General features: G+C 35.9%; 13 protein-coding genes, 1 rRNA gene and 1 riboswitch. Of the genes, 5 read left to right on the plus strand and 9 right to left on the minus strand.

The features are described from left to right. The 3 genes from JOD29_RS17545 to JOD29_RS17555 form a co-directional block, all read right to left on the minus strand. Positions 1-69, minus strand: a 16S ribosomal RNA gene (locus JOD29_RS17545); the annotation flags it as partial. A 645-nt stretch (positions 70-714) separates the two neighbouring features. Beyond that, positions 715-2,061 (minus strand): RNA polymerase factor sigma-54, encoded by a 1,347-nt coding sequence (gene rpoN / locus JOD29_RS17550; RefSeq protein WP_158610608.1) that lies wholly within the window; start codon positions 2,059-2,061, stop codon positions 715-717. Between the two features lie 100 nt (positions 2,062-2,161). Next, positions 2,162-3,532, minus strand: a complete 1,371-nt coding sequence (locus JOD29_RS17555) for a sigma-54 interaction domain-containing protein (RefSeq protein ID WP_124766750.1) — start codon at positions 3,530-3,532, stop codon at positions 2,162-2,164. Between the two features lie 289 nt (positions 3,533-3,821). On the opposite strand from JOD29_RS17555, the gene JOD29_RS17560 reads away from it, so the two are divergent. From JOD29_RS17560 to JOD29_RS17570, 3 genes are all read left to right on the plus strand, one after another. After that, positions 3,822-5,027 (plus strand): ornithine--oxo-acid transaminase, encoded by a 1,206-nt coding sequence (locus JOD29_RS17560; RefSeq protein ID WP_124766747.1) that lies wholly within the window; start codon positions 3,822-3,824, stop codon positions 5,025-5,027. A gap of 319 nt (positions 5,028-5,346) precedes the next feature. Then, entirely contained in the window at positions 5,347-5,904 is a 558-nt protein-coding gene (locus JOD29_RS17565; RefSeq protein WP_124766746.1) for an SLOG family protein, read from the plus strand. 185 nt (positions 5,905-6,089) lie between these two features. After that, positions 6,090-6,398 carry a hypothetical protein gene (locus tag JOD29_RS17570; RefSeq protein ID WP_124766745.1) on the plus strand — a complete coding sequence of 103 codons (309 nt, stop codon included), beginning with the start codon at positions 6,090-6,092 and terminating at the stop codon, positions 6,396-6,398. 101 nt (positions 6,399-6,499) lie between these two features. On the opposite strand, the gene JOD29_RS17575 is transcribed toward JOD29_RS17570, so the two are convergent. Beyond that, positions 6,500-6,724 (minus strand): sulfurtransferase TusA family protein, encoded by a 225-nt coding sequence (locus tag JOD29_RS17575; protein ID WP_124766744.1) that lies wholly within the window; start codon positions 6,722-6,724, stop codon positions 6,500-6,502. Positions 6,725-6,745: 21 nt separating this feature from the next. Continuing rightward, complete coding sequence (locus JOD29_RS17580; RefSeq protein ID WP_275579665.1) at positions 6,746-7,810, minus strand: YeeE/YedE family protein; 1,065 nt, start codon at positions 7,808-7,810, stop codon at positions 6,746-6,748. A gap of 277 nt (positions 7,811-8,087) precedes the next feature. Here JOD29_RS17580 and fumC point away from each other — a divergent pair, with 277 nt between their 5' ends. After that, positions 8,088-9,479 (plus strand): class II fumarate hydratase, encoded by a 1,392-nt coding sequence (fumC, locus tag JOD29_RS17585; protein WP_124766742.1) that lies wholly within the window; start codon positions 8,088-8,090, stop codon positions 9,477-9,479. A gap of 127 nt (positions 9,480-9,606) precedes the next feature. Next, a complete protein-coding gene (locus JOD29_RS17590) occupies positions 9,607-10,557 on the plus strand; it encodes a carbohydrate kinase family protein (RefSeq protein ID WP_124766741.1) in 951 nt (316 codons plus the stop codon). A gap of 246 nt (positions 10,558-10,803) precedes the next feature. Here the strand turns inward: JOD29_RS17590 and JOD29_RS17595 are convergent, their stop codons facing one another. The 4 genes from JOD29_RS17595 to JOD29_RS17610 all read right to left on the minus strand — a co-directional run bounded on the left by JOD29_RS17595 (position 10,804) and on the right by JOD29_RS17610 (position 15,545). Then, a complete protein-coding gene (locus JOD29_RS17595; protein ID WP_124766740.1) occupies positions 10,804-12,111 on the minus strand; it encodes a nucleobase:cation symporter-2 family protein in 1,308 nt (435 codons plus the stop codon). Between the two features lie 98 nt (positions 12,112-12,209). Further along, positions 12,210-12,782, minus strand: coding sequence for a xanthine phosphoribosyltransferase (locus JOD29_RS17600; RefSeq protein WP_124766739.1), 573 nt, complete (start codon positions 12,780-12,782; stop codon positions 12,210-12,212). Positions 12,783-12,928: 146 nt separating this feature from the next. Further along, a riboswitch (purine riboswitch) is annotated at positions 12,929-13,030 on the minus strand. Positions 13,031-13,175: 145 nt separating this feature from the next. Beyond that, positions 13,176-13,862 (minus strand): hypothetical protein, encoded by a 687-nt coding sequence (locus tag JOD29_RS17605; protein WP_124766738.1) that lies wholly within the window; start codon positions 13,860-13,862, stop codon positions 13,176-13,178. Between the two features lie 234 nt (positions 13,863-14,096). Continuing rightward, the gene (locus tag JOD29_RS17610; protein WP_124766737.1) at positions 14,097-15,545 is read right to left on the minus strand and encodes an amino acid permease; all 1,449 of its coding nucleotides are present in this window, start codon (positions 15,543-15,545) and stop codon (positions 14,097-14,099) included. Positions 15,546-15,679: the final 134 nt, after the last annotated feature.

Genomic DNA, 15,679 nt, shown 5'->3' on the forward strand with positions numbered 1-15,679 from the left:
TCGCTCGACTTGCATGTATTAGGCACGCCGCCAGCGTTCGTCCTGAGCCAGGATCAAACTCTCCATAAAAGAAAATTTGATAAAGCTCAAATTTTTAGCTGGCATCAATTTTGATGTCCAAAATTTTGTTTCTTACAATAGAAGAAACGTTTTCATTAACGTTTTGTTGTTCAGTTTTCAAGGTTCATTTCCACTATCGTTTTACAGACAGGAATTAAATTGTACAAAATAGTGAAATTCTTGTCAACAACTATTTTATAACAACCAACACCATATCTATGCGACAGGAATTTTATTATATCGCTATAACTTTTATATAGTCAAACATTTTTTGAAAATTTATCAAAATATATAAGTTGTTTGCGACAGCTATATAATAATAGCACTATGTATAGTAAGACGTCAACAATAAATATAAATTATTCTTTATTTTAGTTATTACCTCCTATCTACCGTTGAATAAGTGATTAAACCACTTTAAAAAGGTCTTCAATTTTTTCATATACTTAAAGATTTCCTCGAACAATAAGACAGGGTTTCTTCGCTGTCTTTTCTACCGACTAAAATATGCAATAACAATGATTGGAACCAAATCAATAACGCGCAACGGCACACTGTAATATGAACGAGATTTACATTGTTCACGTCCTTTTAAAAGTAAAAAAATGCACAGGTACTATAACCTGCGCACTTAAATACTTATCTTTTAACTATCTACTTACTATCTCTTGCTCGTTTAGTGGATTGTAAAAAACCAAGCTCTTCTCTATATTTAGCTACAGTTCTTCTTGCAATTTGGATTCCTTCTAATAATAATAGGTTTGAAATTTTTTGATCGGAATACGGCTTTTTCACATTTTCATTTTCAATAATTGCCTTAATTTTGTCTTTAATAGTTATGATCGATTCAACCGATCCAGATTCTGTTTTTACCCCGCGCATAAATAACGCTTTTAATGGAAAAACGCCTAGTGGGGTCTGTATATATTTATCACTAATCGCTCTACTAATGGTGGATTCATGTAATTCAACAATTTCTGCCACATCTTTTAACCGTAGTGGTTGCAACGCTTTTTTCCCTGATTGCAAAAATGGTTTCTGCTTTTCCAAAATAACTTTTGTTACTTTATAGAGGGTTTCATGTCGTTGTTCAATCCCTTTCATCAATAATAATGCGTCTGATAGTTTAGTCTTTAAATAGTCATTTGTTTCTGGATTAGCGTTAGCCCGTAACAATTCTTCATATTCCTTATTAATAGAGATCTTTGGTAAATACCGATCATTTATTTGAATAATATACTCTCCATTAAATTCTTCAACAATCAAATCTGGAACAATATACTCTGTCTTTTCATCCTCTGTTTGAATAAGAGGATGAGGATTAAGTGTTTGAATATAGCTAAGTACACTTAACACTTCCTCCTCTGAAGTGTTAAATAGTTGTGCTAGAAAATCAAACCGTTGATCTGCCAAATCTTCTAAATGATTTTGAACTAAAGAGATTGATAGTTTCGGGGCATCTTCTTTTCTTTTTAGTTGTAACACTAGACATTCTAGAAGACTGCGAGCACCAATTCCAGCAGGATCAAAGCTTTGAAAAATTTCTAGTAAATTTTCACATTGCGAAATGGGCAAATTAAAATAGTCCGCGACTTCCTCCACGTCACAATCTAAATACCCGTCACCATTTAGACTACGAATATAGTAAAGAATCACTTCTTTTTCTACTCGTTCTAAATGCTTTTGCATTGCCAGTTGCTCCATTAAGAAAAGTTCTATTGATTCTTCCTTACTCGCAACCTGCGTAAGTGGATCAAAGGATTCGTCCTCTGCGTTAGTGTATGAGTATAATTCCCCTTGATGTAAGCGTGCCATTTCAATCAAGATCTCTCTGTCATGCTGTTCATTAATTTCGATCAGAGAGTTTGCATTTGCTTCATCTCGAATATAGTTTTCTAGTTCTTGCATCGAGAATTTTAGAATACCCAACGCCTGTTTGAGTTGAGGTGCTAATGCCAGCTTAGTCTCCATTTTTTGTTGCAAATGCATCGATAAATCCACAAATACACCTCCTACCATTTAGAAAAATATATTGTTGCAAGTGTAAATTAGCAGCTTCAAAATTCACGCTTCGGTAGCTAAATTTTGATTCTAACAAAATCTATTTAACATAAATATCAAGACGTTTCATTCGATACTGCAAGCTTTGACGACTGATTCCTAAGGCAGCAGCTGTATTGGTAATATGATTTTTATGCAATTGCAAGTAATGTTCAATTAATTTCTTCTCAAAATGCGTTAACTGGTCAGATAAATTTGTCTGGTTGTCTATAGTTGAAACAACTGCAAAATCTGGCGTCACCACAGTCTGATTCACATCAATTTTTTTCCGATACTGATAGGGTAAATGGTAAAACTCAATAATTTGTTCGTAATTGATTAAGTTCATCGATGCTTCAATAACATGTTCTAGCTCACGAATATTTCCTGGCCAGCTCTGGGTTTCAAAAAATTCCTTCACTTCATCAGAAACGCCTTTTACATTTAATTTAAATAATTGGTTATACTTTTGAATAAATTCATCTACCAATAACGGAATATCCCCCACCCGTTCCCTTAATGGCGGAATAAACAAAGTAACAACTGCTAAACGGTAATATAAGTCTTTTCGTAAACGATTGTTTGCCACCGCATCGATTGGGTCTTCGTTCACTGTAGCAATAACACGAACATCAATGGCTATTTCTTGTGTCCCACCAATTCTACGTACTTTACGTTCTTGAAGAACCCGTAATAATTTTGCTTGAAGTGCAATATTTAAAGAGTTTAATTCATCTAATAATAACGTTCCACCTTGTGCCTGTTCAAATAATCCCGGGCTATCGATTGCACCAGTAAACGCACCTTTTGTTGTTCCAAACAATATCCCTTCAATTAATGAATCTGGTAATGCCGCGCAGTTTTGGGTAATGAATGGGGCATTTGCTCTCTCACTTTCGGCATGAATACTTTGTGCAAATAGCTCTTTACCTGTTCCGGTTTCACCAATAATTAACACACTCGAATTCGTTCGAGTTGCCCTTTTCGCCAAGCTTATGACCTCTCGAATTTCATTACTGTTACCAATAATATGTTCAAATGTGAAATCTGTTTTAGTTTGAGTTCTTTTTTGACGCATTAGGCGTTCCATCTTCGTAACGTCCGTTGACAACTCAACAGCAGCATAAATTTTATTATCTAGTACTAGCGGGAAGGTATGATTAACCGTTGTAATTTCTACACCTTTATTATTAAAGTATGTTTGTTTTACATTAACAATTTCTTCACCATGTTCTAGTGACTTTAATAAAGTACTACTTTGATTTTCTTGAAACTTAAATACTTCCCGAACATCTTTATGTAGGACATCTTCTTTATCCATCGCTTCCATGTCCCGCATTTTATTATTATAAATGATGGTTTTCCCTTCGCGATCAACTGCGTGAATACCAACGCCAACACGTTCTACGATTTCTTCATATAATTTCTTCATAATTGATTGCTGTTTGTGACTCAAATATCATCACCTCTATCGCTATCATACCGCAAAATTTTTTGGCGAAACAGTGGGAATTAAAAAATTTTTGCGCAAATTTATTTTGCGTTATATGTACAATCATTCATTTAACCACGTTTAAAAGTTGGCATATAAATTGCTTATATAATAGTGAGTAAGAAAGTTGCTCTACATTAGGTGAAGTGAAACTATATTGTGAGAAGACTTGCGTCATACACTGTAAAAGTAAGTCGCTTATGAATGGAATATTAAGGAGGAATTTACTATGACTAAGACTAATACAAAAACAGCTAAGGTAATTGAAAAAACAGAAACTTTTGGTGCACATAACTATCATCCACTACCAATCGTAGTTGAACGTGGTGAAGGTGTTTGGGTTTATGATCCAGAAGGTAACAAATATATGGATATGCTTTCTGCGTATTCTGCACTTAATCAAGGTCACCGTCATCCAAAAATTATTCAAGCTTTAAAAGATCAAGCAGATAAAGTTACTTTAACTTCTCGTGCATTCCACAATGACCAACTTGGTCCATGGTATGAAAAATTAACACAAATGACAGGCAAAAATATGGTACTACCTATGAATACTGGTGCCGAAGCTGTTGAATCTGCAATTAAAGTGGCACGTCGTTGGGCATACGAAGTAAAAGGCGTTGAGGATAATAAAGCCGAAATCATTGGCTGTAATGGAAATTTCCACGGACGTACAATGGGTGCTGTTTCTTTATCTTCTGAAAAAGAGTATCAACGTGGATTTGGACCAATTTTACCTGGTTTCAAACTAATTCCATACGGTGATGCACAAGCGTTAAGAGAAGCAATTACGCCTAATACTGCTGCGTTCATCGTAGAACCAATTCAAGGTGAAGCTGGAATTGTTATTCCGGAAGAAGGATTCTTAAAAGCAGCTGAACAAATTTGTAAAGAAAACAACGTTCTATTCATTACTGATGAAATTCAAACTGGTTTAGCACGTACTGGAAAAATGTTTGCTCATCAATGGGAGAATGTAACACCTGATGTGATCATCCTTGGTAAAGCACTTGGCGGTGGCGTATTCCCAATTTCTGCAGTAGTAGCTAACAACGATATCCTTGGTGTCTTAAACCCAGGTTCTCACGGTTCTACTTTCGGTGGTAACCCACTTGCTTGTGCTGTTTCATTAGCTTCACTTGAAGTGTTAGAAGATGAAAACCTAACTGAACGTTCACTTGAATTAGGTGAATACTTCCAAGAGCAATTACGTTCAATTAACCACCCATCCATTAAAGAAGTTCGTGGTAGAGGTCTATTCATCGGTGTTGAATTAAATGAACCAGCTCGTAAGTATTGTGAACAATTAATGGGATTAGGCCTATTATGTAAAGAAACACATGACTTTGTTATTCGTTTTGCTCCTCCATTAATTATCTCTAAGGAAGAGCTTGATTGGGCATTAGAAAAAATCAAATCTGTTTTTGAAGCTTAATTAATCTTAAGACACGTTGAATTTAAAGCTTATTTAAACCTATTTATATAATTTTGAGGTTATTCAGTTTGCCATTACTCCCTCTTGGCAAATTGAATAGCCCTTTTTTTACCTTTATAGCGTGGGCAGTGTGAGTGCTAGGGGTTACGAAGTAAGTTTATTTGCTTTATGAGCACTGTAATCTGTTTTTTGAATCCCTCCCCATTACGAGCATTTACTAAGGTAGTATCCTACTAGATAAGAATCACTTCTCTCCGTGGATTTTTCTGTTCTGAAAAAGTTATAGTTAACATATAATACTTGTCAAAGGAGTTAGACAATGATTCAAACTATTTTTGTAACAGGATATAAACCACATGAATTAGGTATTTTCAATAATAGTCACCCCGGAATCCCTATCATTAAAAAGGCATTAGAAAACGAATTCCGCACACTTTTAGATGATGGACTTGAGTGGATCGTTATAAGCGGGCAATTAGGGGTTGAAACATGGGCAGCTGAAGTGGTTATAGAGATGAAGCGTGAATATCCTAATTTAAAGTATTCAATTATTACCCCCTTCCTTGATCAAGAAAAAAATTGGAATGAACAAAAGCAACAGACCTATTATCTTATTAAATCTCAAGCAGACTTTGTGACAAGTGTTACTAAGCGCCCTTACGAAGCACCTTGGCAGTTTATCGAGAAAGATAAATTTATTATCCAAAATACCGACGCTATATTACTCGTATATGATGAAGAAAACGAGGGCTCCCCTAAATACGTACTACGCACAGCCGAAAAATACGCTGATCAACATAATTATGAAATTATGAAAATTAACGCTTATGATTTACAAGTTGTCGCAGAAGAGATGCAAAGAGACACTTGGGAATAATAAGCAAATACTCTTTGCAGTTACTGTACCTGTCGTAATTTCTTTGGTAAAAATAGCAAAGCTATAAAAAATTTTTAAAAAATATTTACAAAATATTTACTAAATTTTCTGACTTTTAACAATTCATTTGTTATAATATATCAAATGGTCATTGTACCTAACACTAACATAAGGAGATGATGTTTATGAGCAACTTGAAAATGGTAGTGGAGTCAACACCAATTAACGTTTCACACGATACGTACAGAAGAGAATGTCGCTATACACGAGGTCTTCATATTCCTCTACAGGACTTCCAAAGCATTCTAGAAAATATGTGTCCGGAAATAAAATTGTACTTTGATTTTCATAACCCCGGAAAACAAATTCAACAAGGAACATACCTAAATGGTCACTCAGGTTTAGCCAAATCAATTAAGAACTACTATGAACAACTTAAAAACGACTTAGACCGTTTTTATAATGGACAAGATTTTTACGTAAAAATCATTTAATAACTAGAGGTGAAACCTAAGGTGAATACCGTAAAAAAACACCGCTTGTTGGTAAGCAAAGTCTATTTTGCTTAACGCACAAGCGGTGTTTAATAATTCTCTTATTTTTTTTGAATTGTAATTGTCCACGCCGCTTCGTCTGTTTGTTCGAACTCTGTTACAGTATGACCAGCTTCTGCAGCCCAACGCGGAATTGATTCTGTCCCTTGTGTACAGTCAAATTCAACAACTAATTCGTCTCCTGAATTTAATTCTTCTATTGCCTGTTGCGCTTCAATTAACGGAAATGGACAAACCATTCCTAATACTTCTAATTTCTTTTGCATTTTAAAATCCTCCCAGATCTATTAAGCAGTTGTTACTTCTTGTTTTAGTTTCGCAGCTTTTGCCTTTTGTCGTGGTCGAACAAAAACAAAATAAGATGCTGTCCATGTACCTAAGATCATAAACACTAGCCCTATCCAACCTTGCCAAGTCATCATTGCAGTCATTACCAAGCCATTTCCGATTGAACAGCCTCCTGCAAGTGTCGCGCCAAATCCCATCAAATTACCACCAATAAAACTATTAATTCCAGTTTTCACATCCGGCATTCTGAAACGAAACTCTTTGCTTGCTTTTGCTGCGATCAATGAGCCACTAAAAATACCAACTACTAAAAATACACCCCAGTTTAAGAATCTTTGATCGCCTGTTGTTAAATACTGAAGGATATTAGCTGATGGCGTTGTAATTCCTAATCCAAAAACTCGACCAGTTGCAGCACTTAATGGCCATGCGATTAACGCAATTATTCCAATTAAAGTTGCCGTTACAAATGGATGCCAACGCTTTTCGAATAATAGATGTGATAAACCTGTACGCTTAGCTTTTAATTTAGGAATAGCTACTTTCGGTTTTGTTAATTGTTTATAAATGATAAATAGTACAACAGCAACAAAAGGAATTATAATAAACCAGTGATTAATTCCAAATGTTTCTGCTATTGAATTTGTTGGCAATACAGAACTTGTTTGCATTTGTTGGTTTAATGGTCCAAATACACCTGTACGCATCATTGTGCTCATTAACATATACCCAGCTAATGCAATCCAACTACCAATTAAACCCTCTCCTGCACGATACCAAGTGCCCGTTGCACAACCCCCTGCTAAAATGATTCCAATACCAAAAATAAAAGAACCAACAATTACTGACAGAATAGGTAATGCACCAGCAGAATACTCAAATACACCTAAGTCTATAAGTAAAAACACACCGACACTTTGAACTGCAATCGCTATTAGTAACGCATAAAACATACGGTTATCCTTCGCTAAATACATATCACGGAAGCCACCAGTTAAACAGAAACGACCTCTTTGCATGACAAAGCCTAATAACGCTCCACAAAGTAATCCCGTTATGATCATATATATCAAAATTTTCACTTCCTTTTTAAATTCTTATAAAAAACAGTAAGAACATAATACCTTGTATTCCACTAGGAATGCAATGGTTATTTTTTCATATTTTATTAATACGTTGATATATTGTAATAATCCATTTTCTTTACACTTTAAAAGATTGACTTTATTCAATTTTAATAATGACTAAAATCAGCTTTTACGAATAAACAAAGGCAATGGCATACTATAATTTTTACTGGTGGGTATAATTAGCCTATACAGACACAAAGGAGTTGTAGAGATGGACTACCGAATTGAAAAAGATACACTGGGAGAAGTTCGTGTTCCTTCCGATAAAATCTGGGGTGCGCAAACTCAGCGAAGTAAAGAAAATTTCAAAATAGGGCATGAAACAATGCCGATGGAAGTAATTCGTGGATTAACAATACTAAAAAAGGCTGCAGCAATTACGAATAAAAAACTCAATAAATTATCACCCGAAAAAGCAGATGTGATTGTGGCCGCAGCAGATGAAATTCTTGCTGGTAAGTGGGATGAACACTTCCCTCTAGTCGTGTGGCAAACAGGAAGTGGTACGCAAACAAATATGAACGTGAACGAAGTCATTGCTCATCGTGCCAACCAGCTTTTAGAACAACAAAATTCATCTGAACGAGTTCATCCAAATGATGATGTAAACAAGTCCCAAAGCTCAAATGACACATTCCCTACAGCCTTACATATTGCTGCAGTTGAAATGGTCGAGAATTATTTAATACCGAGACTTCACCAATTAAAAGCAACTTTAGAAGATAAGTCGAATCAGTTTAAAGATATTATTAAAATTGGCCGTACACATTTACAAGACGCCACGCCCCTAACACTTGGTCAAGAAATTAGCGGTTGGCACTACATGCTTGTAAAATCCGAAAAAATGATTGCAGTCACAACTCAGTTTCTAAAAGATCTTGCAATTGGAGGAACTGCAGTAGGTACCGGCATAAATGCACACCCTAAATTTGGAGACATGGTAGCTGAGGAAATTAGTACGATTACAGGAAAATCATTTGCTTCATCTGAAAATAAATTTCACGCTTTAACTAGTCATGATGAAATCGTTACAGCACACGGCTCTCTAAAAGCACTAGCAGCCGACTTAATGAAAATCGCTAATGACGTACGCTGGTTAGCAAGTGGTCCTCGAAGTGGAATTGGTGAAATTACGATTCCGGAAAATGAACCGGGAAGTTCAATCATGCCGGGAAAAGTGAACCCAACCCAAAGTGAAGCCATGACAATGGTAGTCACGCAGGTAGTTGGAAACGATGCGACAATTGCTTTTGCAGCAAGCCAAGGAAACTTCGAACTGAACGTCTTTAAACCAGTAATTATCTATAACTTCCTTCAATCAGCTCGTCTTCTTGGTGATGCAATGAAATCATTCAATGATCACTGTGCTATCGGTATTGAGCCAAATACTGAAGTACTTGAACAAAACTTAAAAAATTCATTGATGCTCGTAACCGCATTAAACCCACATATTGGTTATGAAAATGCTGCGAAGATAGCAAAAAAGGCCCATAAAGAAGGAACAACTTTGAAAGAGGCTGCTATCGCTACAGGATTACTTACAGAAGAACAGTTTGACCAATATGTTGATCCAAAAACAATGATTTATCCAAATGCAGAGTAGGTATCTTCAGGACTACATTAGAAACACTGAACTACACACTTAAAATGTCCGTTTCTAAAACGGGCATTTTTTTGTGAATTTTAAAGGCATTGTATAATGAATACAAATAAAGAAAGGAACGATTAGCTTGAATGTACCCATTTTAAGTATAGGTGAACTTTTAATTGATTTTTTCTGCAACGAAGTCAATACCAATTTGAAAGATGGTCAATCCTTTACGAAAAAAGCAGGGGGAGCACCTGCAAATGTCTGTGCTACCATCTCTCGACTTGGCGGATCTGCATATTTTAGCGGAAAAGTAGGAGCTGATCCATTTGGAGACTTTCTAGAAACTACATTAAAAGATGTAGGCGTAAATACAAAGTTTCTAGTGAAAGACCCAACTCATGCGACCACTCTTGCATTTGTTTCATTAACGGAAGATGGTCAAAGAGATTTTGTATTTAACCGAGGTGCTGATGCTTATTTAGCAATTGACGAATTCCCTCTAGAAACCCTAGATACTATAAAGATCGTTCACTTCGGTTCAGCTACCGCCTTATTACCAGGTGCTTTCCAACATACATATTTTGAAGTACTAAAAGTAGCAAAGCAAAAAAATTGTTTTATTTCCTTCGATCCAAATTTCCGTTCTGATTTATGGAAAGGAAAAGAAAGAGACTTCGTAGAGCTTACATTACAATGCATTGCTTATTGTGACTTTCTTAAAGTTAGTGAAGAGGAATTAATGTTATTAACAAACGAATCAGATTTGAATAAGGCAATTACACAGCTTCATTTAGTAGGTGCTAAGTTCATAGCGGTTACTTTAGGTAAAAACGGGACGTATTTCTCTAATAGAGAACATACATTTTTAATAGAAAGCATTTCAATTAAAGCTATTGATTCAACCGGTGCTGGGGATGCTTTTGTCGGTGCTGCCTTATTTCAATTAAGTTCACTGCCAGATCCACATATTGCAACCTTATCGCAATGGAAAGACATTATTCAATTCAGCAATAAAGTAGGTGCCATAGTTTGCGAAAAAATGGGCGCCATCGAATCTTTACCAACGTTGGACGAAGTGTTGAAGCGTTAAAGTGAAAAGACCCATATAGGCTTCGCAACGAACAAATTATTATGGCTTAACTAATATGAATTGGGGTTTTGAACAATGAACTCCATCCAAAATGCACTTAAGGAAATTAGCATGGAAAAGGAAAAAAGTGTTTCTAAACCCACGCCTTGAGTTTTAGAAACACTTTTTATGCTTTGAGTATTGTAAGTAAGAATTCACTGAATTTAATATATTAAAAGCGGGACGAGGTACCTGTCCCTCATGTCCCTAAGATTCTGCGCTAACTGCTTGTGTCTTGTGGACCGGTTCTTCTTGTTTCTTTCCAATCATATTAAATACGATGTTTAACACGATAGCTGTTACAGAACCACATACAATTCCATTGGACGTTAAAATTGATAGACTAGGTGGTAATACAGCAAAGATATTTGGCACAAATGCAACACCAGCACCAAGTCCAACTGAAATTGCTGCAATCATTGCGTTTTCTGGTGAAAGTGAAATTTGTGGTGCTAACATTGTAATTCCTTGCGTTACAACCATACCGAACATGGCTAACATCGCTCCACCAAGTACAGCAGTTGGGATGATTGTTGTTAGAGCCGCTACTTTTGGTAGGAACCCAAGCGCTACCAACATGCCACCAGTAATAAAGATTACTTTACGTTCCTTCACACCTGTCATTTTTAATAGTCCAACGTTTTGAGAGAACGTCGTATAAGGGAATGCATTGAAAATCCCACCGATAATCGAAGCTAGCCCCTCAGAACGATACCCACGGGCTAAATCCTTTGAATCTATTTTTTGTTTTGTAATATCACTTAATGCAAAGTAAACACCTGAAGACTCAACTAATGAAACCATAGCCACAAGAGTCATTGTAATAATTGCACCGAGGTCAAAGGTTGGTGTTCCGAAGTAGAACGGTTGCACCATATGGAACCAAGAGGCATCAGCAACTGGTTTGAAATCCACCTTACCAAGGAATGCAGCAACCACAGTGCTAATGACTAACCCTAATAAAATCGAAATTGAACGGGTAAATCCTGTTGTAAAACGATAGATTAATAGAATAATGATTAACGTAATCATGGCCAATGTTATGTTAGTAGATGAACCGAAATCGGGAGCACCTTGACCACCACCCATGTTGTTGATAGCAACAGGGATTAATGAAATACCGATAATCGTTACTACCGATCCGGTTACAACTGGTGGGAAGAACTTCACTAATTTCCCGAACACACCTGAGATTAAAATGACAATTATACCTGAAGCAATAACTGCTCCGTAAATGGCACCGATCCCTTTCTCAGAACCAATTGCGATAATTGGAAATACCGCTGTAAATGTACATCCTAATACTACTGGTAAACCGACCCCAAACATTTTTCCTCGCATTACTTGTAACAGTGTTGCAACACCACACATCATAATGTCAATGGCAACTAAATACGTCATTTCTGTAGAATTAAACCCAAGTTCTCCACCTATGATTAACGGTACTAGTATGGCACCTGCATACATAGCAAGTAAATGTTGAATTCCTAGCGTTGTCGCTTTTGCATTGTTCATTTGAACAAAATCCTCCTTAAAGTTAAAAGAAATGAACCAAATGCGCCTTGGCGTATTTGCTGCGCTGTGCTTTCTTCAAAACATTAAATAAAATTGTATTAGTCAAAAAATTCTACTTTCCCGTCAGCTAATGACTTAATATTTGCAAGTGACTCAATACGCAACCCTTGTTCACGTAATGCCTTACCGCCCATTTGGAAGCCTTTTTCAATCACAATTCCAACACCCACTACATGTGCTCCGGCTTGTTCAGCAATATCAAGTAACCCCTTTACTGCTTCACCATTTGCTAGGAAATCATCGATAATTAATACATTGTCATCTGCCTTAAGATAGTCTTTCGAAACTGAAATATCATTTGTTTCATTTTTCGTAAATGAATAAACTTGAGATGTATATAAGTTATCTGATAAAGTAAGTGACTTTTTCTTACGGGCAAATACTACCGGTGCACCAATTGTTAACCCTAAAAATGTTGCTGGGGCAATACCCGAAGACTCGATTGTTAATACTTTTGTAATGACTTGATCTGCAAAACGATTAGCGAATTCCTCCCCAACTTCTTTCATTAGAAGCGGATCAATTTGGTGGTTTAAAAACGAGTCTACTTTAAGTACGGTATCTGATAAAACTCTTCCTTCTTTTGTGATTTTATCTTTCAACAATTCCATGATGAAAGTCTCCTTTTCTATTGGTCTATAAAAGTTGTCAAATCAAAAAAACTCGGAAAACTTGTCTCTCTATGAGAGAGCAAGCCTTCCGAGTGATTACTCAAAGGTTATAGAATAATGGCTACGGTTAATAAAAGATGCATTCGCCATCACTCACTGCTCCTCATAGTCGACTTATTTACGGTAAGTCGGTAGAAACTTGCGAGCCATATTCTCGCGATTATATGAGTTTCAATTGTAAAGATTTTGTTAAGAATGAACCCATTATAAACACGGATTATGTCGAATGCAACACCTATTGAATAAAAAAACGATTCTAATTATTCGGAAATTACCTATCATTCACATTATTTTTAGTAAAATTGTTCGTATTTAAAGCTTTTTCCGCAAAATTTACACAAAATAATTACCATAAATTTCGCTTATTATTTTTTTCAAATGACCAAATGATGCACCTTCTTTTCCAAAATACATCATATTTCGGCAAGCAAGAACTTTTACATTTTTCCCTTCTCTTAATGGTAATGTTGCAAAAATCCCGCCTTCTTCAATCTGTTGTAATGTTTCCTTGGAGGAATTTGTATCAATTAACACACGTTCAAAATTTTCTCGGAACATTTTAAGTGCACTAGTTCCATTTAAAATAATCACATCTGGTAAAAATTCATTTAATACTTCCTCAAATATTTCTGTCCCCTTTACATACAATGGATCTTTATCTTTTTTCAATTGCTTTAATTGTTGTAATTCCTCTGCTTGATAACAATTTACATATGTAAAAGCAACTTCCTGGTTCAATTGTTCCTTCATCCACACGGAAAAGTTAAGCCAACCTTTTTGCTCTCTTGTTAATTGACCACTTAATATTTCGAACAACTGGATATCCACTAAAGAATCAGCAAACATTTTTATATCCTCTAATTCAATTTGGGGAATTGGTTCTGGATTTGATCCCACTAAAAAGATTTTTGCTCTGTAAGGATTTCCATTCGATTGAAAGGGGCGATATGCCACATTCCCAGTGTGCTCATTAATAATCCAGTCTTGCATCTTTTTATAAAAACCAGCTGAAACCGTCATATTCTCAACATCCTTTACCTTTAAATCTATCCAATCAATTTATCCCTTTTTTCGACAAATGACCTATAATTGCTATCAATTATCATTATTCTATCTCCACTGTATTCATGTACGTTTTCAATAAAATTTTAGTTTAAATTAACTTTTAATAGTGTAACTTCTCCCTTTATTCGTTTCCATCTTTTATAAGAAAAAAACGGCAAAATCCAAACAATTGAATTTCGCCGTTTTCGCTTACTTATGATTTAAATCGCATTCATTTAAAGGTACGACTTTTGTTTTATGCTTAATTTTATAACCAAACCATAAAATTAAAAATAGTGGTATTCCAATGTAAGATACTAAAATTCCATACCAATCAATATTGCCACCTACAAATGCTGTATAATTTTGACCAAGTATAACAATTATACAAACAATGAGCGCAAATAATGGACCAAATGGGAAAAATCTTGCCCGATAAGGTAACACGCTTAAATCCTTCCCTTGTGCAATAAAGGCTTTGCGGAAACGATAATGACTAATAGCGATACCTACCCAAGCGATAAACCCAGATAAACCTGAAGCATTTAACAACCACATGTAAACAACACCATCTCCGAAGAAGGATGATAAAAATGCTAAACATCCAACTGCCAATGTTGCAATCAATGCATATACAGGAATACCACGTGAATTTAACTTCGCAAAAATCTTTGGTGCTTTTCCGTCTACAGCTAATTGCCATAACATACGAGAAGAAGCATATAAGCCTGAATTCCCTGCAGATAGCATGGCGGTTAAAATAATGGCGTTCATAACAGAAGCCGCAACAGCAATTCCTAATTTATCGAATACTAGTGTAAATGGTGAAACTGCAATATCTTCCGATAAAAGTCTTGGATCTGTATAAGGTATTAATAATCCAATTGCAAAAATGGCCAAAATATAAAATAGTAGAATACGCCAAAATACTGAGCGAACTGCCTTAGGAATGCTTTTACCAGGATCTTTTGTCTCCCCAGCTGTCACACCTAATAGCTCCGTACCCTGGAAAGAGAAACCTGCAGCTAAAAAGATACCAAAAATAGCTAAGAATCCCCCATTGAAAGGTGCTTCCCCAGCAAAGAAGTTCTCAAATCCAACTGGGTCATTTCCACCTAAAATACCGAAAATCATTAAGAATGAAACGATAATAAAAACGATGACTGTTGCCACTTTAATCATAGCAAACCAATATTCACTTTCCCCATACGCCCTAACCGAAAGAATATTGAAGGTTAATACGACGATAATAAATAAAATTGTCCACAAAGCAGATGAACTATCTGGGAACCAATATTTCATAATTAATGATACAGCTGAAATTTCCGCGGCAATAGTAATTGCCCAGTTATACCAATAGTTCCACCCCATCGCAAATCCAAATGCAGGGTCTACAAATTTTGTTGCATACGTACTGAATGATCCAGAAGTAGGCATGTATGCTGCCATTTCACCTAAGCTTGTCATTAAGAAATACACCATGACACCGATTAGTGCATACGCAAGTAGCGCCCCACCTGGCCCTGCCTGTGCAATAGAAGCTCCACTTGCTAAAAATAATCCTGTCCCAATTGTTCCACCAAGGGAGATCATTGCTATATGTCGGCTCTGTAATCCACGTTGTAACTGTTGTTTTGACTCTTGTTGTCGCTTACTCATTTAGAAATCTCCTTTATCGTACTCACAGTATTGCCTTATTAATGAAAAAACCATCACAAAATTGTTGTGATGGCATAACTCAATTTATCTTGGTAAGTGTTTACAAATCTGATACAAAAAAAGATATTACCACA

This window comes from Lysinibacillus composti (assembly GCF_016908465.1).
In the GTDB taxonomy this organism is placed as follows: Bacteria; Bacillota; Bacilli; order Bacillales_A; family Planococcaceae; genus Ureibacillus; species Ureibacillus composti_A.

Coding starts and splice junctions, on each gene's coding strand:
- JOD29_RS17555 (WP_124766750.1), bottom strand. CDS start 3,532: ATGAAGAAATTATATGAAGAAATCGTAGAACGTGTTGGCGTTGGTATT.
- JOD29_RS17560 (WP_124766747.1), top strand. CDS start 3,822: ATGACTAAGACTAATACAAAAACAGCTAAGGTAATTGAAAAAACAGAA.
- JOD29_RS17565 (WP_124766746.1), top strand. CDS start 5,347: ATGATTCAAACTATTTTTGTAACAGGATATAAACCACATGAATTAGGT.
- JOD29_RS17570 (WP_124766745.1), top strand. CDS start 6,090: ATGAGCAACTTGAAAATGGTAGTGGAGTCAACACCAATTAACGTTTCA.
- JOD29_RS17575 (WP_124766744.1), bottom strand. CDS start 6,724: ATGCAAAAGAAATTAGAAGTATTAGGAATGGTTTGTCCATTTCCGTTA.
- JOD29_RS17580 (WP_275579665.1), bottom strand. CDS start 7,810: ATGATCATAACGGGATTACTTTGTGGAGCGTTATTAGGCTTTGTCATG.
- fumC (WP_124766742.1), top strand. CDS start 8,088: ATGGACTACCGAATTGAAAAAGATACACTGGGAGAAGTTCGTGTTCCT.
- JOD29_RS17595 (WP_124766740.1), bottom strand. CDS start 12,111: ATGAACAATGCAAAAGCGACAACGCTAGGAATTCAACATTTACTTGCT.
- JOD29_RS17600 (WP_124766739.1), bottom strand. CDS start 12,782: ATGGAATTGTTGAAAGATAAAATCACAAAAGAAGGAAGAGTTTTATCA.
- JOD29_RS17605 (WP_124766738.1), bottom strand. CDS start 13,862: ATGACGGTTTCAGCTGGTTTTTATAAAAAGATGCAAGACTGGATTATT.
- JOD29_RS17610 (WP_124766737.1), bottom strand. CDS start 15,545: ATGAGTAAGCGACAACAAGAGTCAAAACAACAGTTACAACGTGGATTA.